The 21,078-nt window shown below is 42.3% G+C and carries 21 protein-coding genes and 1 riboswitch; of the genes, 14 read left to right on the top strand and 7 right to left on the bottom strand.

Annotated features, from left to right (window positions below):
- Nucleotides 1-79 precede the first annotated feature (79 nt).
- The gene (locus AAEM60_RS22585) at nucleotides 80-1,426 is read right to left on the bottom strand and encodes an MFS transporter (RefSeq protein WP_299745317.1); all 1,347 of its coding nucleotides are present in this window, start codon (nucleotides 1,424-1,426) and stop codon (nucleotides 80-82) included.
- 145 nt (nucleotides 1,427-1,571) lie between these two features.
- Here AAEM60_RS22585 and AAEM60_RS22580 point away from each other — a divergent pair, with 145 nt between their 5' ends.
- On the top strand, nucleotides 1,572-2,243 hold the full coding sequence (locus tag AAEM60_RS22580; RefSeq protein ID WP_299745314.1) for a haloacid dehalogenase type II: 672 nt from the start codon (nucleotides 1,572-1,574) through the stop codon (nucleotides 2,241-2,243).
- 52 nt (nucleotides 2,244-2,295) lie between these two features.
- On the opposite strand, the gene AAEM60_RS22575 is transcribed toward AAEM60_RS22580, so the two are convergent.
- Nucleotides 2,296-2,910 carry an NAD(P)-binding oxidoreductase gene (locus AAEM60_RS22575; RefSeq protein ID WP_341357201.1) on the bottom strand — a complete coding sequence of 205 codons (615 nt, stop codon included), beginning with the start codon at nucleotides 2,908-2,910 and terminating at the stop codon, nucleotides 2,296-2,298.
- Between the two features lie 140 nt (nucleotides 2,911-3,050).
- Between AAEM60_RS22575 and AAEM60_RS22570 the strand changes: the two genes are divergently transcribed.
- Both AAEM60_RS22570 and msrB read left to right on the top strand, forming a co-directional pair.
- Nucleotides 3,051-3,380: a CHY zinc finger protein gene (locus AAEM60_RS22570; protein ID WP_299745308.1), complete on the top strand. Its 330-nt coding sequence runs from the start codon at nucleotides 3,051-3,053 to the stop codon at nucleotides 3,378-3,380.
- Nucleotides 3,381-3,438: 58 nt separating this feature from the next.
- Nucleotides 3,439-4,383 (top strand): peptide-methionine (R)-S-oxide reductase MsrB, encoded by a 945-nt coding sequence (msrB, locus tag AAEM60_RS22565; protein WP_341357200.1) that lies wholly within the window; start codon nucleotides 3,439-3,441, stop codon nucleotides 4,381-4,383.
- A gap of 34 nt (nucleotides 4,384-4,417) precedes the next feature.
- Here msrB and AAEM60_RS22560 read toward each other — a convergent pair whose 3' ends face one another.
- From AAEM60_RS22560 to AAEM60_RS22545, 4 genes are all read right to left on the bottom strand, one after another.
- A complete protein-coding gene (locus AAEM60_RS22560; RefSeq protein WP_299745303.1) occupies nucleotides 4,418-4,942 on the bottom strand; it encodes a DinB family protein in 525 nt (174 codons plus the stop codon).
- Nucleotides 4,943-5,088: 146 nt separating this feature from the next.
- Nucleotides 5,089-5,220: a hypothetical protein gene (locus tag AAEM60_RS22555; protein ID WP_262372000.1), complete on the bottom strand. Its 132-nt coding sequence runs from the start codon at nucleotides 5,218-5,220 to the stop codon at nucleotides 5,089-5,091.
- A 168-nt stretch (nucleotides 5,221-5,388) separates the two neighbouring features.
- Complete coding sequence (locus AAEM60_RS22550; RefSeq protein WP_341357199.1) at nucleotides 5,389-6,930, bottom strand: FAD-dependent oxidoreductase; 1,542 nt, start codon at nucleotides 6,928-6,930, stop codon at nucleotides 5,389-5,391.
- Between the two features lie 123 nt (nucleotides 6,931-7,053).
- Nucleotides 7,054-7,914: a tetrahydrofolate dehydrogenase/cyclohydrolase catalytic domain-containing protein gene (locus AAEM60_RS22545; protein WP_299745622.1), complete on the bottom strand. Its 861-nt coding sequence runs from the start codon at nucleotides 7,912-7,914 to the stop codon at nucleotides 7,054-7,056.
- A gap of 40 nt (nucleotides 7,915-7,954) precedes the next feature.
- Nucleotides 7,955-8,051, bottom strand: a riboswitch (ZMP/ZTP riboswitch).
- A 195-nt stretch (nucleotides 8,052-8,246) separates the two neighbouring features.
- On the opposite strand from AAEM60_RS22545, the gene AAEM60_RS22540 reads away from it, so the two are divergent.
- From AAEM60_RS22540 to AAEM60_RS22510, 7 genes are all read left to right on the top strand, one after another.
- A complete protein-coding gene (locus AAEM60_RS22540; RefSeq protein ID WP_299745292.1) occupies nucleotides 8,247-8,981 on the top strand; it encodes an SDR family oxidoreductase in 735 nt (244 codons plus the stop codon).
- Nucleotides 8,935-9,993: an S-adenosylmethionine:tRNA ribosyltransferase-isomerase gene (locus AAEM60_RS22535; protein ID WP_341357198.1), complete on the top strand. Its 1,059-nt coding sequence runs from the start codon at nucleotides 8,935-8,937 to the stop codon at nucleotides 9,991-9,993. Before AAEM60_RS22540 ends, AAEM60_RS22535 begins: the two co-directional genes overlap by 47 nt.
- Nucleotides 9,994-10,004: 11 nt before the next feature.
- Nucleotides 10,005-10,361, top strand: coding sequence for a VOC family protein (locus AAEM60_RS22530; RefSeq protein WP_299745286.1), 357 nt, complete (start codon nucleotides 10,005-10,007; stop codon nucleotides 10,359-10,361).
- 127 nt (nucleotides 10,362-10,488) lie between these two features.
- Entirely contained in the window at nucleotides 10,489-10,611 is a 123-nt protein-coding gene (locus tag AAEM60_RS22525) for a hypothetical protein (protein WP_341357197.1), read from the top strand.
- A gap of 149 nt (nucleotides 10,612-10,760) precedes the next feature.
- On the top strand, nucleotides 10,761-11,405 hold the full coding sequence (locus AAEM60_RS22520) for a YitT family protein (protein ID WP_341357196.1): 645 nt from the start codon (nucleotides 10,761-10,763) through the stop codon (nucleotides 11,403-11,405).
- Between the two features lie 219 nt (nucleotides 11,406-11,624).
- Entirely contained in the window at nucleotides 11,625-12,380 is a 756-nt protein-coding gene (locus tag AAEM60_RS22515; protein WP_299745278.1) for a DNA alkylation repair protein, read from the top strand.
- A gap of 135 nt (nucleotides 12,381-12,515) precedes the next feature.
- Nucleotides 12,516-13,694, top strand: a complete 1,179-nt coding sequence (locus tag AAEM60_RS22510; RefSeq protein WP_299745275.1) for a MalY/PatB family protein — start codon at nucleotides 12,516-12,518, stop codon at nucleotides 13,692-13,694.
- 43 nt (nucleotides 13,695-13,737) lie between these two features.
- Here AAEM60_RS22510 and AAEM60_RS22505 read toward each other — a convergent pair whose 3' ends face one another.
- Nucleotides 13,738-15,387: an L-lactate permease gene (locus tag AAEM60_RS22505; RefSeq protein WP_341357195.1), complete on the bottom strand. Its 1,650-nt coding sequence runs from the start codon at nucleotides 15,385-15,387 to the stop codon at nucleotides 13,738-13,740.
- 305 nt (nucleotides 15,388-15,692) lie between these two features.
- Between AAEM60_RS22505 and AAEM60_RS22500 the strand changes: the two genes are divergently transcribed.
- The 4 genes from AAEM60_RS22500 to AAEM60_RS22485 all read left to right on the top strand — a co-directional run bounded on the left by AAEM60_RS22500 (nucleotide 15,693) and on the right by AAEM60_RS22485 (nucleotide 21,039).
- The gene (locus tag AAEM60_RS22500) at nucleotides 15,693-16,883 is read left to right on the top strand and encodes a glycine C-acetyltransferase (RefSeq protein WP_148996291.1); all 1,191 of its coding nucleotides are present in this window, start codon (nucleotides 15,693-15,695) and stop codon (nucleotides 16,881-16,883) included.
- Nucleotides 16,884-16,988: 105 nt separating this feature from the next.
- Nucleotides 16,989-17,930 carry an L-threonine 3-dehydrogenase gene (locus AAEM60_RS22495; protein WP_299745266.1) on the top strand — a complete coding sequence of 314 codons (942 nt, stop codon included), beginning with the start codon at nucleotides 16,989-16,991 and terminating at the stop codon, nucleotides 17,928-17,930.
- Nucleotides 17,931-18,190: 260 nt separating this feature from the next.
- Entirely contained in the window at nucleotides 18,191-19,741 is a 1,551-nt protein-coding gene (locus tag AAEM60_RS22490; protein ID WP_299745263.1) for a hypothetical protein, read from the top strand.
- 32 nt (nucleotides 19,742-19,773) lie between these two features.
- The gene (locus AAEM60_RS22485) at nucleotides 19,774-21,039 is read left to right on the top strand and encodes an ATP-binding protein (protein ID WP_299745261.1); all 1,266 of its coding nucleotides are present in this window, start codon (nucleotides 19,774-19,776) and stop codon (nucleotides 21,037-21,039) included.
- The last annotated feature ends 39 nt before the right edge of the window (nucleotides 21,040-21,078 follow it).

Raw genomic sequence — 21,078 nt, 5'->3', positions numbered from 1 at the left:
GGAATCCATTCAGGCTAATATGAGCACTATTTATTTACAAATAATAAGGTCCAGGCAGATATACTGCCTGGACCAGATTTTATTGATGGTTGATTCTCTTGCGGTACAAGAATAATAGAATAAGGGATAGTGTCATTAATACGATCAGAACAAGGAATGTATTCTGAAATGAACGGACTGGGAAATCTGCTCCGCCCATCTCGACAATGATTCCTCCTAGAACAGAACCAGACGCACTGCCTACGAAGTGGGTAAGCTGTTTCATGCCGATTCCTGAAGCAATCAGCTCCTTACTCATGACACGGGATACTTCATTGGTCGAGCTTGACGAAAGACTTGAAAAGCCAAAGCTTGTAAACATATAAGCCAGCATAATCATGTATTCATTGAGGGGTGATAAGATATAAAAGATGACGGTTGAAATGATCAGAAGGATATGAGCAAGGAACATCACCCTCATATTTCCATAGCGATCAATCAGTCTCCCGACATATACAGCTGCCACTGCCGACAGCATCGCACCCGGAAAGATAATGAATCCAACTGCTGTGGGATTTTTACCAAATACATGCTGAAGCATAAGAGGCATGACGATTAGAATCGCAAAGTGAGTGGCGAAACCCAGGAAACTCATATATAGAATCTGACGGTATCCTTTGTCCCGTATCAAACTGGGTTGAATAAAAGGTAGTTCGATCTTATGGATCCGAATCCACAATCCTCCAAAGAATACAACGGCACCTGCGAAATAATACCAGTGGAACGTTGAAATGAACAGCAGAAAGAACGTAATTCCGATTCCGGTTAAAAGGCCTCCCCATACATCAAAGTACCCTTTCCTGGTCGTCTCATCCGGCAGGAAGCGGTAGAGTACAGGTATCATTCCAAGGACACATAACGTGATTAGAAATAAATAGTTCCAACTTAAATAATCGGTAATCACGCCACCTACGACGGGCCCTAATCCAAAGCCCAGGGAAGAAGCTGAGGCAATCATAGCCAATGCCCGGCCGCGTCTTGCCATCGGGACAAAACGTCCGGCAAACACCATGGATAACCCAGGAATGGCTGCAGCACCTGCCGCTTGGAATAAACGGGAGATCAATAGCCAGGTAAAGGTATGAGCAAAGAAACCTATGAACGATGCCAGCCCGAAAATGGAAATGCCCAGGATAAGCAGCCTCCTGATGGGAATGTAGTCTGCCAGGCGCGTATATGTAATGGTGCAAATGGCGAGTACGATAGAATATCCCGATACAATCCAGGCTCCTTCAGAAGGGGCTAAAGAGAAATCCTTTAAGACATTGGGGAGTGCTACATTAAACATGGTGGTATTCATGACAACCAGCCAGACGGTTAAGCTCAAGAACAGAATCGTCTTTGTATAGGAAGGAGATGCCTGTGCATGTGGTAGTTCTGCATTCATCGTGACCACCTCCATAATATATTTAGATACTCGAAGTAATATATCATAAAAAACGTGAATGTGAAATGAATTCGCTTAGAGGTGAAAAAGTTTAATTTATTTAAAATGGTCTATTATATAAGAAGAATGAAAGAGGAGGATGCGTATGTCAAATCTCAATATAAAGGCTTTTGTGTTCGATGCGTATGGAACTCTTTTCGATGTTCATTCCGTCATTGAAAAGTGTAATGAACTCTTTCCTGATAAAGGGAAGGAAATCAGCCAGGTGTGGCGCCAGAAGCAGTTGGAGTATAGTTTTTTACGTCAATTAATGGGTACGTATACGACTTTTTTTACAATAACGAAGGATGCTCTCCATTATGCGGCTAAGCAAGCAGGAGTTGACCTTACTGAAGTAAAAGAGAAGGAATTGCTGGAGGCTTACCTGGAATTAAATCACTACGAAGAAGTAGGGAGTGTATTGCAAGAACTGAAACTTTATCAAAAAGCCATCTTTTCCAATGGTTCACTGGATATGCTATCTCCTCTTGTTGAGCAATCTTCCTTTGGGCATTTGCTGGATGAGGTTTTGTCAGTTGATGAAGTGAAGCAGTTTAAACCAACCCCGATGTCTTACCAGCTTGTTCTTGAAAAGCTTGGGATCAGAAGAGAAGAAGTGTTGTTTATGTCTTCTAACCCATGGGACATTGCAGGAGCGACGAACTTTGGATTCTATACGGCTTGGATAAATCGTCAGGATAAAGTGATGGATGAATTAGGGGTCAAACCGCATTTTGTATATAAGGATTTAACCGGTATTCTGGAACATATGGGGTAACGAATAGGGATTGTTCTGTCTTGGAGATAAGATAGAATAATCCCTTGATTTTTTAGTAAGCTAAACCAATGGATTCATCCATATGCTTCTCTTGAACTATGCTTTGAAGCAGGAAGTGAGCGACATCAGCGCGGCCAATCTTTCTTCCCTTCGACGGAATCAATTCTGCGTCTTGACGGTACGATTTCGATAGAGGCTGGGTAGTCAATTGCATGGGTCTGGCAATCGTATAGTGGACGCTGCTTTTCATTATTTGTCCCACAGCATTCCTGTGATCCATTAAAACATTCCGAAGAATGAACTGAATGATCTTTCCTTGAAGGCCTGGTATTTCTTTATGAATACCAGCTGATGCCACATAGGCAATTCTCGTGATGCGATGTATCTCCATCCCCTTCAGGATATTTGTGGTCATATTGGTAAGGACGTTTGTTTTCTTCAATCCATCGGAACCTAAACAGGATATAACGGCTTCTTGCCCCGTTAATGCTTCTCTCACTTCTGTAGCGTTCAGAGCATCCCCTTTTACGAAAGTTAATTGCGGACTATCTTCTTCCAATTTAGAAGGATTCCGAACAAATACAGTGACTTCATGGCCATCTGCCAATGCTTGCTTCACTACTTCCTTGCCTGTTCCGCCGGTTGCTCCGAATACAATCAATTTCAAGAATCTTCCCCTCCCTTTCTTTTATTATTCATTGTATAGTACAGATAGATAATTAGGCTAGAATGAAGCTAGTAGTTTACGGTTTTAGTAGGAATAGTGACTATGTATATCGAAATTTACTGCATAAGGGGAGGATGATTATGACTGAAAAGCTGATAAAGGTGACCGGTGTGGAAGTGGATTCGAATACAAAGTGTAAACATTACCGAACAAGGAAGGATATCATCGCCATTAAATTTAAATGCTGTAACGCCTATTACCCTTGTCATACATGTCATGATGAAATGGCAGATCATGAACCTGTCCGATGGGGGAAGGATGAATGGAATGCCAAGGCGGTACTTTGTGGCGAGTGCAAAAGTGAGTTAACGATTTTACAGTATATGAACTGCCAATCGGTATGTCCCCATTGTCGAGCCTCTTTTAATCCGGGGTGTCAACATCATTATCATCTTTATTTTGAAGGATGAGTTTGTGTGAGAACGAAGGGTCATTAAATGTTTCACGTGAAACGAAAGGAGCGTTGAAATGGAGAAAGCAACCTTTGCTGGAGGATGTTTTTGGTGTATGGTGGAACCCTTTGATGAGCAGGAAGGAATTGAAAGTGTTGTATCCGGTTATACAGGGGGTGATATGGCCAATCCAACTTATAAAGATGTGACGTCAGGAGGGACAGGACATTATGAAGCCGTCCAAATTACATTCGACCCTGATCGGTTCCCTTATGAGAAACTGCTCGATCTTTATTGGAAACAAATTGACCCTACTGATTCAGAAGGGCAGTTCAATGATCGGGGTGACTCCTACCGTACAGCCATTTTTCATCATAACCACAATCAAAAAATGCTGGCCGAGGAGTCAAAACGAGAGCTGGAGCAGAGTGGAGTATTTAAGGAGACTGTTGTGACACAGATTCTCCCCGCACGTGAGTTTTATCCTGCAGAAGCTTATCATCAGGATTTCTATAAGAGAAATGCCTTTCGCTATGCACTTTATAAGCGTGGATCCGGACGAGAGGATTTCTTGAACAAATATTGGCCAAAAGATCGATCCCATTTAAAAGAACATCTGACGGAAATGCAATACTTCGTTACACAGGAAAATGGAACAGAGCCTCCTTTCGAAAATGAGTATTGGGATAATAAAGAGGAAGGGATCTACGTGGATATCGTTTCAGGTGAGCCTTTATTCACCTCAAAAGACCAGTATGATAGTGGGTGCGGCTGGCCAAGTTTTACAAAGCCTGTCATGGATGCAAGCGTCAAAGAACAATATGATCTCTCTCATCGTTCTACAAGAATCGAGGTAAGAAGCAGGGAAGCCGATTCTCATCTCGGGCATGTGTTCACAGATGGACCCGGTCCTAAAGGTCTTCGGTATTGCATCAATTCTGCTTCTTTACGATTTATTCCTAAAGGGAAATTAGAAGAAGAAGGGTATGGGGATTTTTTAATTTTGTTTAAAGGCAGATAAAAAGACATGGCAGCACAAAAGCCGCCATGTCTTTTTATCTTTCTATCTTCTCTTCAACTTTTTCCCAAAGATTTTCAATTCCTTGTACACGCTTAATAGACGTTATGGCTCCTTGATGTAAGCCTTCATGCCAGTTAGCAAAGGAAAGAACTTCACCCAAAGTGGTAAACGTAGTATGTTCACCAAGGACAAACGGCTTCTCTCCTGTTTCATCCAAACGACCGGAAAACGCTTCTTTCATCCTTTGCGGTTGTGCCTCCAGTTTCTCACGAAGTTCCTTCAGTGTAGGGGGTGTGAGCGCATTCCAAGTGGAAGGGCTTGTATGAAAGCCAAATAACTCCCCATATTCAGGTGGAAGTGTTTTACGGTCGTTTTCCCCTACAAAGGAGAATAACAGGTTTTCCTGAGACAGCAGGATATGTCCTAAATTCCATCGGATAGAATTTCTGAATCCTGGAGGCATTTCATCCGCCTGCTGTTCCGTTGTCGCATCAAGAGCAGCCAGTGTGCGAAGCCGAATGAATTCCATTTGTTGAAATAACATTTGTTCTTGCATCATCTATTCCTCCTAATCAATTTCTCTATAACGTATTCGAGGTCGGCAGTGAGATTCCTCTACGAAAAGATGAACGGACCAGGAGAAAAAAGAAAAGAATAACCTGACGCAGCGGTACTGCCGGTTATTCTTCAATCAGCTAGTCGTTACTAGTCTTGTGGTCGGTTTTTCTTCGTATTCGCTTGACCGGTTGTAAACTCCACTAATTCAGAACTTGTTCGATTTTGTTTAGCATTCGTATTACTTTGAGCATTACGGTTACCTTTTTTAGTACGTCCCATTCAGAATCCCTCCCCAAATAGTAACTCAAGCCTTTATAGTTTGAGACATAATCGAGGAAATATTCTTCTGTGAGATACGACAAAATATGTCAAATACTTTGGAAATCCGGTTTATTTCCCAGGCTATATTCGACAATAATCGGAAGCTTCCTTCCAGAGGTCCGTCCCTCAATCGGTCACTTCAAACCTGGTGAGAGGTTTCTTCGCAGGGCCTTCAATCACATCCCCATCAATGGAGAAACGGGATCCGTGACAAGGACAGTCCCATGTGTGGTCACCGTGGTTCCATTCGGTTTCACAGCCGAGATGGGTGCACGTAGTGTCTACGACGTGCAGCTTTCCTGTTTCATCCCGGTATCCACCACAGCGTCGCCCGTTCAGGTTCACGACATCGCCCTCGCCTTTTTGTAGCTCCTGTACCTTTTTAGTTGGGATTTGCAGCTTTCCTTTAATAAGTTGTCCAGCCACATTTATATTCTCTTTAAAGAAATGCTTAATGCTAGGGTCGGCAACAAATCGTGAAGGAGTGTACACATCAGCATAAATATGATGATTTCCTAAAATCTGATCAGATAGGATCTGCCCCGCTAGAGAACCGGATGTCATTCCCCATTTTTTAAAACCCGTCGCTACGAAAATGGATGGATGTTTTTCCGTTAACTTACCGATGTAGGGTACTTTATCTAGTGTAATGAGATCTTGAGCAGACCATCTGTAACGTACCTCTTCTACTCCAAGGACTTCCTCTCCGAACTCCTTCAGTGCATTGTAATGCTCCAATGTATCTTTACCTTGTCCCGTTTTATGATTATCCCCACCGATTAATATAAGCTTTTCCCCATTTTCATCGTCTTCAGAACGGAGGGAACGGGTAGGGTCTTCTGCGCTTAAGTACATGCCTCCCGGGTAATCCTTTTTCGCTTTCACTCCAAGGATGTACGAGCGTTCGGCATACATTTTTGTGAAATAGAAGCCCATGCCATCATAAAAAGGAAAGTGAGAGCAGATGACTACATGCTCGCTATCCAGGTGATATCCATCATCCGTCACCACTTGTGTGGAGTCTCCTTCGTTAATGGTTTTAGCGGGTGTTCCTTCAAATATTTGACCGCCAAGTCCCGTATAAGAATCAATCAAGGCTTTTAGATACTTTAAAGGGTGAAACTGTGCCTGTTCTTTCATTACGACTGCGTTTTTAATGGATAAATCGATCGGGAGTTTTTCAATGAGCTCTCCCTGAATCTCTAACTTCTGATACGCCTCGTACTCCTTCTCGATTTTTGTGGCATATTGATCAGTAGTCGCGTAAACATACGAGTCCTCTTCTGTAAAATGACAATCTATCTTTTCGCTGGAAATCGTATCTTTAATAAACTGAAGAGCCTTTGTCTGAGACAGGTAGTATTTCTTTGCAAACTCTACTCCAAAATGCTGGATGAGTTCATCATAAATCAATCCGTGTTGTGCCGAAATCTTAGCCGTTGTATGCCCCGTTGTCCCGTTCAATAAGTGGTCAGCCTCAATGAGAGCCACTTTTTTCCCGCCTTTAGCTAACAGATAGGCAGTGGTGATACCTGCAATCCCTCCGCCAACCACGGTTACGTCCACTTTTATGTTTTTATCAAGCTTTTTAAATAAGGGGAGTTTAGCCGTTTCCCTCCAATAGGGTTCCGGTGTTTCGGAAAAAGCATTTTGATGATGTGTGTCCATATGAACGCTCCTTTATCTTTCTATTCCTTACCATTCTTTCCTGAAATGTAGAAAAAATAAGTCCGAAATAGCAAAAAAAGAGACTGGCTCTCCTAAACGAGTCAGTCTCTTGAAATTTAAGGATTATGAATTTTGTAGGACCGAACCATATTTCTCAGCAGAATCAACGGTTTGTTTTAATAGCATGGAGATGGTCACCGGGCCAACTCCACCTGGTACAGGGGTAATCGCGCTCGCTTTTTCATAGCATGCGTCGTAATCGATGTCTCCGACGTTCCCTTTGTTATAGCCTGCATCAAGAACGACAGCACCTTCTTTTAACCAATCCCCTTGAATGAAGTTAGGTTTACCGACTGCTGCCACCACGATATCTGCAGTAGCGAGAATGTCAGGCAGATTCTCTGTATACGAATGACAGGTCGTCACCGTTGCGTTTCGATTCAACAGCATCATGGATACAGGCTTTCCTAGAATCGGACTTCTTCCTACTACGACAGCGTGTTTACCTTCAAGGGATACACCGTAGTAATCGATGATGCTCATGATCGCGGCAGGTGTGCAAGATGGATATTCACCAAACCCAAGAGAGTTTTGACCGAACCCGAGGCTTGTGACTCCATCAACATCTTTCTCAATGGAGATTGCTTCAAAAGCAGCACGTTCATCAATATGGTGAGGAACAGGGTGCTGCAAGAGAATGCCATGAACGGAAGAATCTTGATTAAGCTCCCGGATCACGTCCAACAATTCAGTTGTTGTCGTTTCCTTAGGAAGATGAATCCTTCTTGATTCCATTCCGATCTTCGCGCACGCATTGCCCTTCATCTTCACATACGTAGCAGAAGATGGATCGTCTCCAACAAGCACCGTGGCAAGGCATGGGGTAGTACCATTCTCCTTTAATACAGCGACTCTCGACTTTAGGCTTTCCTTTACCTCAGATGCAACAAGTTTCCCGTCTAATACTAGTGGTTCCACTGCAATCCCTCCTGATTATAGTAAAAGAAGACAAGGGTATCCCCTTACCTTCTGCCCAGGCGAACGGCTAATGGCTCATGATTTATAAGATTCGCAGCTCCCTTGTGGTTGATTCCACATTTTCGCCAGTCACTGCTCTATTTATTTTCAATTTGATTATAACACGAATATAAAACATATTTCTAGTATTAATGTTCGTGTTTTTATGAAACTACATCAAAAGGCTGATAGCTTGCTACATCTAATTTTCTATTCCCCATGACCACTTATAGACGATTTGTCGAAAGGAGATTTTTCATAAACTGTGAGTAATAAGAGTTATGAAAGGGGAAATAAAGATGTTGAAAAGCAAAGTAGTCATGATAACCGGAGCTTCAAAAGGGTTGGGAAGGGCCCTTTCCCTACAATGTGCCAAGGAAGGAGCAAAGCTTGCGATCTGTGCACGAACGAGTGGACCCCTTCGGGAGTTGGAGAAAGAATTGATAGCGTTAGGGGCAGAAGTGGTAGCCTTGGAAGCAGATGTTTCTGATTCCAGGGATGTAGACCGTTTTGTTTCTGTTACGGAGGAAGTATTGGGAAGAGTCGATGTTCTTTTTAACAATGCATCTGTCTTTGGACCTGGTCCCCGCCTTCTGGCTGATTATCCTGAAGAAGAATTCCTTGAGGTGCTAAGAATCAATGCATTGAACCCATTTTTAGTAACGAAAAGAGTCCTGCCGGGAATGATCAGCCGGGGTAAAGGATCAATCATAAACTTAACATCAGAAGCGGGTAAAACAGGCTTTGCTGAGTGGGGGGCATACGGAATTTCTAAATTTGCCGTCGAAGGATTGACTCAAACATGGGCCGACGAACTCAGTGATACAGGGGTAAGGGTGAATATGGTCGATCCAGGGGAAATGGATACGGACATGCACGACAAGGCTGTCCCGGAATGTGATTATCCCCTTGCGAACCCTCATGATCACCTTGACCTCTTTTTATATCTTGCTTCCGACGCTTCAGAACATGAGAACGGGAATCGATTTGAAGCACTGGAATTTCAGTGGAATCGAGGCGGGGAGAATGAATGAACTGGCTAAGACCTTTGATATCCCATCCCATTTAAACGCATCGACTCCCATTGAGCTTCAAGGATTCGAGCGAGACGAAGTAAAACTGATGGTGTTGAACCGGGAGACCGGTAAATGTGATCATACCCAATTCAAGCAGTTACCCGAATTTTTAAATAGGGGGGACGTACTGGTTTTAAACAACAGCCGGACCATTCCTGCCTCTCTCAAAGGGAAGCAAGGAAACAGGCAGTTCGAAGTTCGTTTATCCAGAAAAGTAGATGATAACTGTTGGGATGCGCTTATCATAGGAGACTTCCATCAAGCGGGGGAACCGATTTGTTTTTCAGAGGGAGTCCGGGCAAACATGGTGGGTGAGGGAAGTGAAAAACCACTTGTGCAATTGGAATTTAACAGGAGTGGTGTTGAGCTTTTTGATTTTATTTACAGAAACGGAGAGCCGATCCGTTATGAATATATTGATAGTCCTTGGCCACTTGATTGCTATCAAACCGTATATGGATCAGTCCCTGGATCTGTGGAAATGACATCTGCCGGAAGGGCATTTTCTTGGAAGTTGATACAATCCTTGAAGCAGAAGGGAATTGAGGTCGTGTTCATACAGCTTCACGCAGGCTTGAGCTATTACGGAAATGATTGCTGGCCGACACCAAAAAATCATCCGGAAGAATACCATGTAGGTTCAGGGACAGTGGACCAAATCCTCAAGGCAAAAAAGAGTGGGAAGCGGGTCATTGCAGTGGGCACTACAGTCGTTCGTGCCCTTGAGACCATCATGACGCAATATGGACAGTTAAAGCCTTCTGAAGGGATAACAAACTTATATATATCGGGGGATACCCCCCTTCAACTCGTAGATGGCCTCATCACGGGGCTCCATGAACCGGAAGCGAGTCATCTGGATCTCTTAAAGGCTTTTATTTCAGAGGAAAAATTAATGAACGCCTATCAAACTGCTCTGTTAAAAAACTATAAATGGCATGAGTTTGGCGATATGAATGTAATTTTGTAAGGAGAATGGCTATGAGAATTCATCATATGGGAATGAATGTAAAGAGTTTAGGGCGGTCGAAGGAGTTCTATCAATCTTACTTTGGGTTTGAAGAGGAAACGTATTTCGAATGGGGGTGTGAGAAGATACTATTTATGAAAAAGAACGATTGTCGGTTGGAGCTCATCGAAGAGCTTGGGGAGGATAACGGTTCGAAGCGGACATTTCTTCATTTAGCCTTGGCAGTCATCGATCTGGAAACGGAGATTGCTCTATTAAGGGAGAGCGGGTTAGTACCTGTTGAGGGTCCAGTTGTACTTGAAAATGGCTGGAAAGTGGTCTTTTTCTTTGGACCTGACGGGGAAATTATAGAGCTGGTTGAAGGGTAGAGAATTTTTTTGATGAGCTGCGTTGATTTCATGGATTTTCCACCATGATTTCTATTGTTTTATCAATGAAGAATGAGGATTTAAGTGGTTTTAATGTGTTCTCTGCTTTTTTTCGAGGCGCAGCTTAGTGAATCCAGCCGAAATGGGCGATAATCCAGCCGTTTTTCGTGAAAATCCGGCGGGAATGGTCATAAATCCAGCCGTTTTCAATGAAAATCCGGCCGAAATCACAAATAATCCAGCCGATTAACAAAAAATGTAAAAAAAGAACAGGCGCAATACCCTGAATGAATTATCCCCACCAACCCCATAGGTTTTATGAAATTTTTTTGTTTCTTATTCTGTGATACATTTATCCGGGTAATAAATGAAATGACTATGGTGTAGGAAGGGATTTTCATGAATAGAGAATTTGTATTACGTTGGTCGTTCTTCTTTACTGGCCTCCTTGTACTTGCGTTTGGCATAAGCTTGACGATCAAAGGGAAAGACCTTGGGATCGGACCTTGGGATGTGTTTCATTATGGGCTCTTTAAGCAGCTTGGATTGACGATTGGCACATGGTCCATCATTGCAGGATTTTTGATCTTATTCGTGACAGGTGTCGGAACAAAGACATTTCCTAAAGTTGGAGCCTTTATAAATATGTTGTTAATCGGTATTTTCATAGATTTATTTAATTATGTACTTCCTGACCCTCAATCGTTATTGGCACAGTCGATTGTGTTTGCGATTGGGATTGTGGTAATCGGGTACGGTATCGGATTATATGTGTCAGCTGACTTGGGGGCAGGACCCCGTGACAGTCTGATGCTGCTCGTAGTTGAGAAGACGGGCTGGAAAGTTCAGTGGGTACGGAATGGAATGGAGATCATTGTGTTTTTCTTCGGCTGGTTACTGGGTGGTCCTGTCGGGATCGGGACGGTCATTATCGCACTGGGACTCGGTTCCATCGTCGGGTTTTCATTACCTCAAAGCAAAAAGCTTCTTCACTTTTTCCTTATGAGACAACTGACAAAAAGAGACAATCCTTTAGCTAGCTGAGGGTTGTTTTTTTTGTTTAAAAAAGGTTTTTTACCCGATATTAAAGAAGTATGAAGAGAGTTATGCAGACGGGAGATGTTTTGATTGGAGAATATGCTGGATGATCAATTTAGTGGGAAGGAACCTGTTAAGAAATGAAAGAGCTGGTAGACTACTGTTATCTCTGTCAGAAGCCTCTTTATTGTTTAGACGGGTTTTTTAACGGTGTGCAAAAGGAGAATGGAAAAAGCAGTTGTTTTGAATGCGAAGAACAAAATCAAAAAGGGGAGAATAAGGATGGGGCATGAGTATTCAGATAAAATCATCACTCTATTAAAAAATCATCAAAATAGTGAAAATCGAGAAGCCATGGAAGCGTATATGAGGAATCAATTTCAGTTCTTTGGCATTAGGACCCCGGAGCGAACGGCGTTACTGAGGGATTTTCTAAAGGAGAACGGTAAGCCACCGGTTGAGGAATTACCTGACATTGTTCGTTCCCTTTGGTCTGAACCGCAAAGGGAGTGTCAGTATATCGGTCTTTCCCTTCTGGACAAACAATCCAGATATTTAACGAAAGACCACCTGCCATTTTTGGAAGAAATCATCACAGATAAATCCTGGTGGGATACCATCGATCATATTGCTCCCAATCATGTAGGGAAAATCTATCAAACGGAAGAAGATGACGCATACTTAGAGAAATGGATTCATTCCGATAATATGTGGTTGAATCGGATCTCTATTTTGCATCAATTGAAATATAAAGGAAAAACAGATCAGGATCGTTTGTTCAGATACATATTATTGCATAATGAATCAAAAGAATTTTTTATTCAGAAGGCGATTGGCTGGGCGCTCCGGGAGTATTCAAAAACGGACCCGGAAGCGGTACAGCAATTCATTGAATCAGAAAAGCTGGCACCGTTAAGTAAGCGGGAAGGAATGAAGCATATCCACAGAAGGGCCGGGGAAGGGAAAACCGTTGAAAAGTAGTGAGTGTATTAAGCATTTGGACATGACACTCATCTAATGTAAGTAAGGGGGATTCCTATTTTTAAATTAGGTATTCACCCCGTCCTCAATCTGGTATAAAGTAAGGACAGATATATGTGAGAGGGGTATTAGGATATGAATTGGAATGATTGCATCGAGAGAACAAACACTCACTCTGTGAAATGGTCGTTTCCTGCCGAGGATGTAATTCCTATGTGCATTGCAGATATGGACTTTCAAGTGTCGCCTGCCATTGTCGAAGCCATGAATCGCAAGGCTCAGCATGGCATATACGGTTATACGACATTTAGTGATCGATACTTTGAGTCTGTCATTTCATGGTGGAAGAGGCGCTTCCAAATGGATATAGAGAAAGAGTGGATCAGCTTTAGCCCAGGAATCATTCCGGGTATCAATGTATTGTTGTCCGTGTTAACGGAGCCTGGAGACGGTGTAATCATTCAGGATCCCGTTTATTATCCTTTTTACAGTACGATCGAGAACCATGGCTGCTCGGTTATGAAAAATACGTTGCTCTATCGTGATGGAGTATACTCGATCGATTTTGACGACTTGGAAGAAAAGGCGCGTCATCCCAGAACGAAACTTCTTATTCTCTGCAGTCCTCATAATCCTGTTGGACGGGTATGGACGAAAGAGGAATTAATGAAAATTGGTTCGATCGCTAAGCGGCATGACCTATGGATCATTTCAGATGAAATGCATGGGGACCTGGTATACAAAGGATATGAACACGTTCCTCTGTTTAAAGGGGATGAAAGCTTAGTAGAACGCAGTATTCTATGTGCGGCTCCAAGTAAAACCTTTAATATCGCGGGGCTTCAAACCTCCATCCTGCTCATACCGAACAAAGACCTGAGAGATAAGTATAATGAAAAGCTTACAGGCTATGGACTGATGAGACCGAATGTGTTTGGGATTGAAGGAACGATTGCGGCTTATGAGGAAGGCGAACCTTGGCTAAATGAGCTATTAATGGTGCTTGAAGAGAATAAACAATACGTGCTGAATTATCTGGATCAGCACCTTCCAGAGCTGAAAGCAATCCTCCCGCAAGCCACTCACCTTATTTGGATTGATTGCACGGAATTAGGAATGACAGGTGAAGGGCTGTGTACGTTTTTCTTAGAAAAAGCGAGGGTGAAGTTTGATGAAGGCTTTAAGTTTGGGCAGAGCGGACACTCGTTTGTCAGAATGAATATTGCCTGTCCGAAAGAGCGGATCGACTTGGCATTAAGGAGAATGCACGAGGCGATACTCGAGTACAGGGTCAACCGAAAGGTCATAAAATAAAGAGAGGATGAACAAATGGATGTCATTTGTTCATCCTTTCTTTTTAAAAGAAATAAAGCACGAGAGCACCGATACTCCCTGACAACAGAACGTATAATAACATCGGAACAACAGTTATCCGGATGATCTGACCTTCTTTTCCACTAAGCTGAACAACAGATGCAGCAGCAACTACATTCAGCACACATACCATATTTCCAGCGTTTGCTCCAAGTACCTGTAAGTATAAAACGGTTTGCGGATCTGCTCCGATTTGATCGGCAACACTAAACTGAAAGAGAGAAAACATCATGTTACTAAACGTTGCGCTTCCAGAGATAAACGAGCCGAGTGCACCGATGAGGGGAGCGACAAAAGGCCATCCTTCCCCCACTAAACCCGACACTAAAGTGGCAAGTTCCATTGGCATACTCACTAAATCACTTTCATTGACACCGGAATTAATGAAAATCCTTACCATGGGAACGGCAGCCATTAATGAGATGATACTTCCTTTAATCGTAAATAAAGATTGTCGGAACGTCTCTTTCATTTGTGGCTTGCTCATTTTATGAATCATGAATGTCAGTGCCATGACCAATACAAAGATTGTACCAGGAAGGTAAAGTGGCTCAAACTGAGTGGAAATGCCTGTTCCTAAAATATTGCTCCATCCAACTTTGATGCTTCTTAGCCACCCTTTGACAGGTAGAAGATCCAATCTTGTTAAAACCAACAGGAAAGCGACAAGCAAGTAGGGAATCCAAGCTAACCATATCGGCATTTTCCTCCCAGGAACGGATCCTGGAACAGGAACTTCTTTAGGGTGCGTTTCAAAGTCCCAAACCTCATCTGGTAATAAGAAGCCACGCTTCGCTGCAGGAACGACGATCAGCAGGCCGACTAGTCCACCGATAATGGAAGGAAACTCTGGTCCTAAGAAAGTGGCTACCAGTAAAGCCGGTAATGTAAACGATAGACCTGCAAAAAGAGAGAACTTCCACAGAGCAAGCCCTTCTTTAAAGGAGCGCTTCGGACCGAAAAAACGGGTCAGCATCACGACAAGCAATAGAGGAATGAAGCTTCCTATGAACAAATCGATACTCACAGCTTGACTGGCTACACCGCTTAAATAATCCATCATAGGTTTAGGTCCCACGGTTTGTTCCACTTGCCCTGCAAGGTTTCCTCCCTGTCTCAATCCTTGATCGATCCCTACCATAACGGGAGTACCCACCGCACCGAACGATACGGCACTGCTATCTGCAATAAGAGCGAGAGAAACGGCTGCGAGGGGCGGAAACCCTAACGCAACAAGCAACGGGGCTGCCAGGGCCGCAGGCGTTCCAAATCCAGCGGCACCTTCAATAAAAGAGCCGAATAACCAAGCGATTATTATGACCTGCACACGGCGGTCCGGGGAGATTATAGAAAATCCATTTCGAATGGTTTCCATGGCTCCGCTGTTTTGCAAGGTATTCAAAAGCAAGATCGCTCCAAAAACGATCCAAAGAATAGTGAAAGCAATGATCATTCCTTCAACCGTGGCAGCACTGATCTGTATCAGTGGGATTTTCCAGAATACAATACTTAAAATGACAGTCAGTAAGAAGCTGACAGGCATCGCAACAGAAGCTGGTAACCGCAGAATAACAAGGAATATGAGAACGGCTAATACTGGGGTCAATGAAGTTATGAGTTCAAAAACAGACATTTCCATCACCTGCTTTAAGATTATATGTCTATTCTATTATAAGTTTGTGAAATTATTCACATAATATGTGGATAGTTTATGACAGATGAAGAAAAGATAGTAGATTATTGTTTTGATTAATTGCATGAAGTAGCATATAGAAACACAAACTAAATCGATAAGATATATTTTGTCCATCACAAAAAAACATGTTAAACTAAGAAGCAGAATAATCATTAGCAATCATAAAGAATCAACTGATAGATTTTGTGTTTTTGGAGTGGACATTTGTTTTTAAAACGCTTACATAACGGGAGGATAAGTACATGACAAGTAAAACATTAGATCATTTTCTACAAGAAAATCTTGAGGATTTAAAATCAAGAGGATTATATAATGAGATCGATCCATTGCAAGGTGCAAACGGACCGATGATTACGATTAATGATAAGAAGCTTGTGAACCTTTCTTCTAATAACTATCTGGGGCTCGCTACTGATGAACGCCTTAAGAAGGTAGCGATCGAAGCGGTGAAAGAATACGGTGTAGGTGCTGGAGCTGTCCGTACAATTAATGGTACCCTTGATCTTCATGTGAAACTGGAAGAAAAGCTCGCGAAGTTTAAAGGAACAGAAGCCGCGATTGCATATCAATCAGGATTCAACTGTAATATGGCTGCCATTTCAGCGGTTATGGATAAGAACGACGCCATCCTTTCTGATGAACTGAACCATGCTTCCATTATTGATGGCTGTCGTCTTTCGAAAGCAAAGATCATCCGTTTTGGTCACTCAGACATGGAGGATCTTCGTGCGAAAGCAAAAGAAGCGAAGGAATCTGGTCAATACAACAAAATCATGATCATCACAGACGGAGTATTTTCAATGGATGGAGATGTATGTAAACTTCCTGAAATCGTTGAAATTGCTGAGGAATTTGATATCATGACGTATGTAGATGACGCTCACGGTTCGGGTGTCCTTGGAAAAGGTGCAGGAACGGTTAAGCACTTTGGCCTTTCAGACAAAGTGGACTTCCAAATGGGTACGTTATCGAAAGCAATCGGTGTAGTTGGTGGATACGTGGCAGGAACTCAGAACCTGATCGACTGGTTAAAGGTCCGCTCACGTCCATTCCTATTTTCTACATCCCTTACGCCGGCGGATGTAACGGCTTGTACAGAAGCACTTGACCTGATCATGAACTCCACAGAGCTTCAAGATAATATGTGGGAAAACAGCCGTTATCTGAAAGAAGAGCTGACGAAACTTGGATTTGACATTGGGAACAGTGAGACGCCTATCACTCCGGTTATCATCGGTGAAGAGCAGGCAACCCAGGACTTCAGTAAACGCCTATATGAAGAGGGTGTATATGCCAAATCCATCGTGTTCCCAACAGTACCAAGAGGAACAGGCCGTGTGAGAAACATGCCTTCAGCAGCACATACGAAAGACATGCTCGATCAAGCGATTAAAGCATATGAAAAAGTCGGTAAAGAAATGGGAATTATCTAATCCCGCTTTATGAATAACGTGATAGGGTATGGCTATAAAAGTCAGCCCTATCTGTATGAATATGAAATCATTCTATCACCATAGGGAAATGCAGGAGGAAATACGATGAAAAAGATTTTATTAACGGGTGCATTAGGACAAATTGGTTCTGAACTTACCAATAGACTACGGGAAGTATATGGTTCAGATAACGTTATTGCAACGGATATTCGTGAGACGGATAGTCCGGTTGTAAAGAATGGGCCATTTGAACAACTGGATGTCACGGATGCTCAAAGAATGTTTGATATCGCAAAATCAAATAATGTAGATACCATTATTCACTTGGCTGCTTTATTATCTGCAACAGCAGAAGCAAAACCTCTCCTTGCTTGGAATTTAAACATGGGTGGACTTGTAAATGCCCTGGAAGCAGCAAGAGAATTAGAATGTCAATTCTTCACACCAAGTTCGATTGGGGCATTCGGTCCAACAACACCAAAAGATTCAACTCCACAAGACACCATCATGCGCCCTACTACCATGTATGGAGTAAATAAAGTGTCTGGAGAACTTCTATCTGATTATTACTTCACTAAATTTGGTGTGGATACAAGAGGCCTGCGTTTCCCGGGACTGATTTCATATGAAACATTGCCAGGTGGTGGAACCACTGATTATGCAGTAGAGATCTATTATGAAGCAATCAAGAACAACCAGTATACCTCATACATCGGGGAAGGAACCTACATGGATATGATGTATATGCCCGATGCCCTTAATGCGATTATCGACCTTATGGAAGCGGATGGCTCAAAGCTTGAGCACCGTAACTCCTTTAATGTGTCAGCCATGAGCGTAGCACCTGAGGATATTGCAAAAGCGATCCGCGTCCACCAACCGGACTTTACGTTGGATTATAAGGTAGATCCTGTTCGCCAAGGCATTGCTGAAAGCTGGCCGAACGCCATCGATTCAAGCGCAGCCATGAACGAATGGGGATTCAAAACAGATTACAACTTAGCCAAAATGACAGCCGATATGTTAGAAAAGTTAAAAACGAAGTAAACAGAATGATTCCTGAGAAGCAATAGTTTCTTAGGGGTCTTTTTTTATTCCTTAAAAAGTATTCAACCTCTATCCAACTTAAAATTCTTAAATACGACAAAATATGACAATTGTTAATAGCAAATTGAAATGGAAATGGTATACTAAAAGGAAGCAACAAATCTCTGTTCCCCTCCCTTTTAGTGGAAAAAAATGGTGAAAACCTATATAAGTTATGCTAAAATTCAGAAGTCTAAGGATTTTACATAAGGGGGATTCAGATGAGAGAAAAGTTAAAAGTATTTGGTATACCTATAGGAATCATGCTCCTATTCATAGCTGCTTTGTTCTTTCACCAACTGCTATTAGTGAAAGAGTTACCTCAGCCCAACTGGAGCCGTTCTCTTCCATTCGATTTCACATCTAAAGAGAGACCACAGATTTTTCAAAACAATGGAAAGCTTTACTTGTCGAGCGAAGGGAAGGTCCACTCGTTTACAATCAATGAGGATATGCAAGTATCTGATGAAAAAGTCATGAAGACTAAGATTACTAGAGGTTATCCATTTTGGTCCAATGGGAATGATGTGATTTATTATAAAAATGGAGATCTGGTTCTGACTCAAAACAATGAGGATCAAATCCTCTCAGGAGATATTACAGGATTAGGAGCAGCCTCAAATAACGTTTATTATTGGAAGTACAATCAACTTTATGAATATAACATGCAAGAAGGTTCTTCTAATGAAATCTACACTTTTCAGTCTGAAATTTCTGATATTCATATAGGAGACAATGGAAGTGCCATCATTCAGGTAAAACAAGATGATACTCATGACTTCATCCACTATTTGAATGAAAACCGGGAAGTAAGTGAGAAGCCTTTTCTTCTGGTAAATACGGCACCGAATAAAAAGATGGATGGTTTAACATTTAAAGTAGCAGACGATCGGCTCACCTTGCTATATAATGAGAAATCACGCACTCAGGGCACACTGTCCTACAATGTATACAAGGTTCAGGTTCCATTAGAGGAACTGGGATCATCGATTTTAACCGGAAGTAAGATTGAATTTGAAAATAAAGATACCGGGGAAAAGTTGACGAGTCCTGGCGGGGTACAGTTTGTAAGCGTTGAGGGAGAAGATTCTGTGGTGTTCACTTCAGAAGGACAGCGGATTGGTGATAACAATGCGGTGAGCCTGTATTCGGCCCCTTTTCAAAATCAAGAAATCCTAGAAGGCTCTCCAATAAGCACGACAAAGCATGTCACATATTCTCCAGTGCAATTAACAGACGAGGCACTGGTTTGGTTTAATTATGATGGTGGTACATATGAACTATACGGGGCATCTCAGAACGATCAAGTTGTTTCAGAAAGTACGAACTGGTCAAACAGATCAGTGAAAGAAGCATTGAACAACGGCGTTCTCATGATGTTCAGCAGTCTGGTGACGATATTGACATCCTTTTACTGGGTGCTTCCATCACTCTTTTTATTAATATTATTGTATATATTCAGACCAAATGTGTTTGAAAAAGACGGGATCAGCTGGGCCGAGTATGCATCGATCATTATTTTTATGCTGATGCCGATCAGCTATACAGGCAATGCGATGAACGCTTATTTTTACCAGGTGGCTCCGGAATACTTTGTGTTTCCCGGAAGTGGCTACGCACTATTATTGGTGATTAGTGCGATCACCTGGGTAATCTGGAAATTAGGTCGTGATCCTGATTGGGGATCCTTTGCAGGTGCCTTTTACTTTATGGGAATCTATATATTATTTTATATTACTTCGATCGGTCCATATATATTTAACTTATTTTAACGAACAAAAGTATGAGTGAGACGGGTGACGGGATGAGAGAGAAAAAGAATCGCATAATGACACACACATTCTATAACAAAATAATGATCCTCATGGCTCTATTTGTCTTTCAGCTCACCGTTGTACTCATTCTGGATGAGCCATGGAATGTAATCGCAGCCCTTCTATCAGCCATTGTGGGGGGAACGGTTCTGGCTCTCTTATTAAGAGAAGGGAGATCGTTTCTGGCAGAGCATCAAAAATTACTGGAAGAAGAAAATCAGCTCTCTACTCTTCTTCATTCCCTGCCGGATTTTGTGTGCTTTAAGGATGGAGAAGGCCGTTGGTTAAAGGTCAATCAATTTGGTCGTAGGTTGTATAATCTTGAGGGAATCGATTATGTAGGAAAGACAGACCGTGATCTGGGGAAACTCGTCCCATTCTTTAAAGACGCCTTCGACTATTGTATTGACTCCGATGAACAATCGTGGAAAGCGGAAAAAGTAACGAGATGTGAAGAGGGATTCTACCTTCCGAACGGTGAATTCAAGACTTTTGATGTCATAAAAGTCCCATTATTTCATTCGAATCACACCAGAAAGGGATTAGTCATCATTGGCAGGGATATTTCACAGCAGAAAATAGCAGAAGAAATGCTATTAAGAAAAGAAAAGCTTTCTGTGGTCGGAGAACTTGCGGCAGGAATCGCCCATGAAATCCGAAATCCCCTAACAAGCATCAAAGGCTTCATTCAACTGCTGGAAGAGAATAAGCATGTACCGGACCATTATCTTACCGTCATGTCTTCCGAGATGGATCGAATCAATCAAATCGTCGGTGAGTTACTCATTTTATCCAAACCTCAAATGAGGGAATACCGACTCTTTGATATGAGTGAAGTTCTTCATTATGTGATCAAGGTAATGGGGCATGAAGCGATCCTTAAAGGAATATCATTAAATGTCCAAGTACCGTCATCTCCGATTTATGTATTTGGAGATAAGAATCAATGTGTACAGGTGTTTATTAATATTATTAAAAATGCGATCGAATCGATGGATGAAGGAGAAATCCATGTCGATTGGAACGTTCTGAACGATATGATCACCATTGCTATACAAGACCAAGGGGTTGGGATACCCCCTGATCGTCTAAAGAGACTGGGAGAGCCGTTCTTCACCTTGAAAGAAAAAGGGATGGGGCTCGGGCTGACCATTAGTCAAAGGATCATTGAAGACCATAAAGGGTCTATACTCATTGAATCAGAAATGAATAAAGGAACAAGAGTAGAAGTAACCTTGCCGGTGAAAAATAAGTGAAATCAAAGGCTGCCTCATATTGGTGCAGCCTTTTACTAT

This window comes from Rossellomorea sp. y25, assembly GCF_038049935.1.
Classification (GTDB): domain Bacteria; phylum Bacillota; class Bacilli; order Bacillales; family Bacillaceae_B; genus Rossellomorea.
This window is presented reverse-complemented; position numbering and strand designations above follow the sequence as displayed.

Excerpts from the sequence above, each read along its gene's own strand:
- AAEM60_RS22585 (WP_299745317.1), bottom strand. The coding sequence starts at position 1,426 with ATGAATGCAGAACTACCACATGCACAGGCATCTCCTTCCTATACAAAG.
- AAEM60_RS22580 (WP_299745314.1), top strand. The coding sequence starts at position 1,572 with ATGTCAAATCTCAATATAAAGGCTTTTGTGTTCGATGCGTATGGAACT.
- AAEM60_RS22570 (WP_299745308.1), top strand. The coding sequence starts at position 3,051 with ATGACTGAAAAGCTGATAAAGGTGACCGGTGTGGAAGTGGATTCGAAT.
- msrB (WP_341357200.1), top strand. The coding sequence starts at position 3,439 with ATGGAGAAAGCAACCTTTGCTGGAGGATGTTTTTGGTGTATGGTGGAA.
- AAEM60_RS22560 (WP_299745303.1), bottom strand. The coding sequence starts at position 4,942 with ATGATGCAAGAACAAATGTTATTTCAACAAATGGAATTCATTCGGCTT.
- AAEM60_RS22555 (WP_262372000.1), bottom strand. The coding sequence starts at position 5,220 with ATGGGACGTACTAAAAAAGGTAACCGTAATGCTCAAAGTAATACGAAT.
- AAEM60_RS22550 (WP_341357199.1), bottom strand. The coding sequence starts at position 6,930 with ATGGACACACATCATCAAAATGCTTTTTCCGAAACACCGGAACCCTAT.
- AAEM60_RS22540 (WP_299745292.1), top strand. The coding sequence starts at position 8,247 with ATGTTGAAAAGCAAAGTAGTCATGATAACCGGAGCTTCAAAAGGGTTG.
- AAEM60_RS22530 (WP_299745286.1), top strand. The coding sequence starts at position 10,005 with ATGAGAATTCATCATATGGGAATGAATGTAAAGAGTTTAGGGCGGTCG.
- AAEM60_RS22520 (WP_341357196.1), top strand. The coding sequence starts at position 10,761 with ATGAATAGAGAATTTGTATTACGTTGGTCGTTCTTCTTTACTGGCCTC.
- AAEM60_RS22515 (WP_299745278.1), top strand. The coding sequence starts at position 11,625 with ATGGAAAAAGCAGTTGTTTTGAATGCGAAGAACAAAATCAAAAAGGGG.
- AAEM60_RS22510 (WP_299745275.1), top strand. The coding sequence starts at position 12,516 with ATGAATTGGAATGATTGCATCGAGAGAACAAACACTCACTCTGTGAAA.
- AAEM60_RS22505 (WP_341357195.1), bottom strand. The coding sequence starts at position 15,387 with ATGTCTGTTTTTGAACTCATAACTTCATTGACCCCAGTATTAGCCGTT.
- AAEM60_RS22500 (WP_148996291.1), top strand. The coding sequence starts at position 15,693 with ATGACAAGTAAAACATTAGATCATTTTCTACAAGAAAATCTTGAGGAT.
- AAEM60_RS22495 (WP_299745266.1), top strand. The coding sequence starts at position 16,989 with ATGAAAAAGATTTTATTAACGGGTGCATTAGGACAAATTGGTTCTGAA.
- AAEM60_RS22490 (WP_299745263.1), top strand. The coding sequence starts at position 18,191 with ATGAGAGAAAAGTTAAAAGTATTTGGTATACCTATAGGAATCATGCTC.
- AAEM60_RS22485 (WP_299745261.1), top strand. The coding sequence starts at position 19,774 with ATGAGAGAGAAAAAGAATCGCATAATGACACACACATTCTATAACAAA.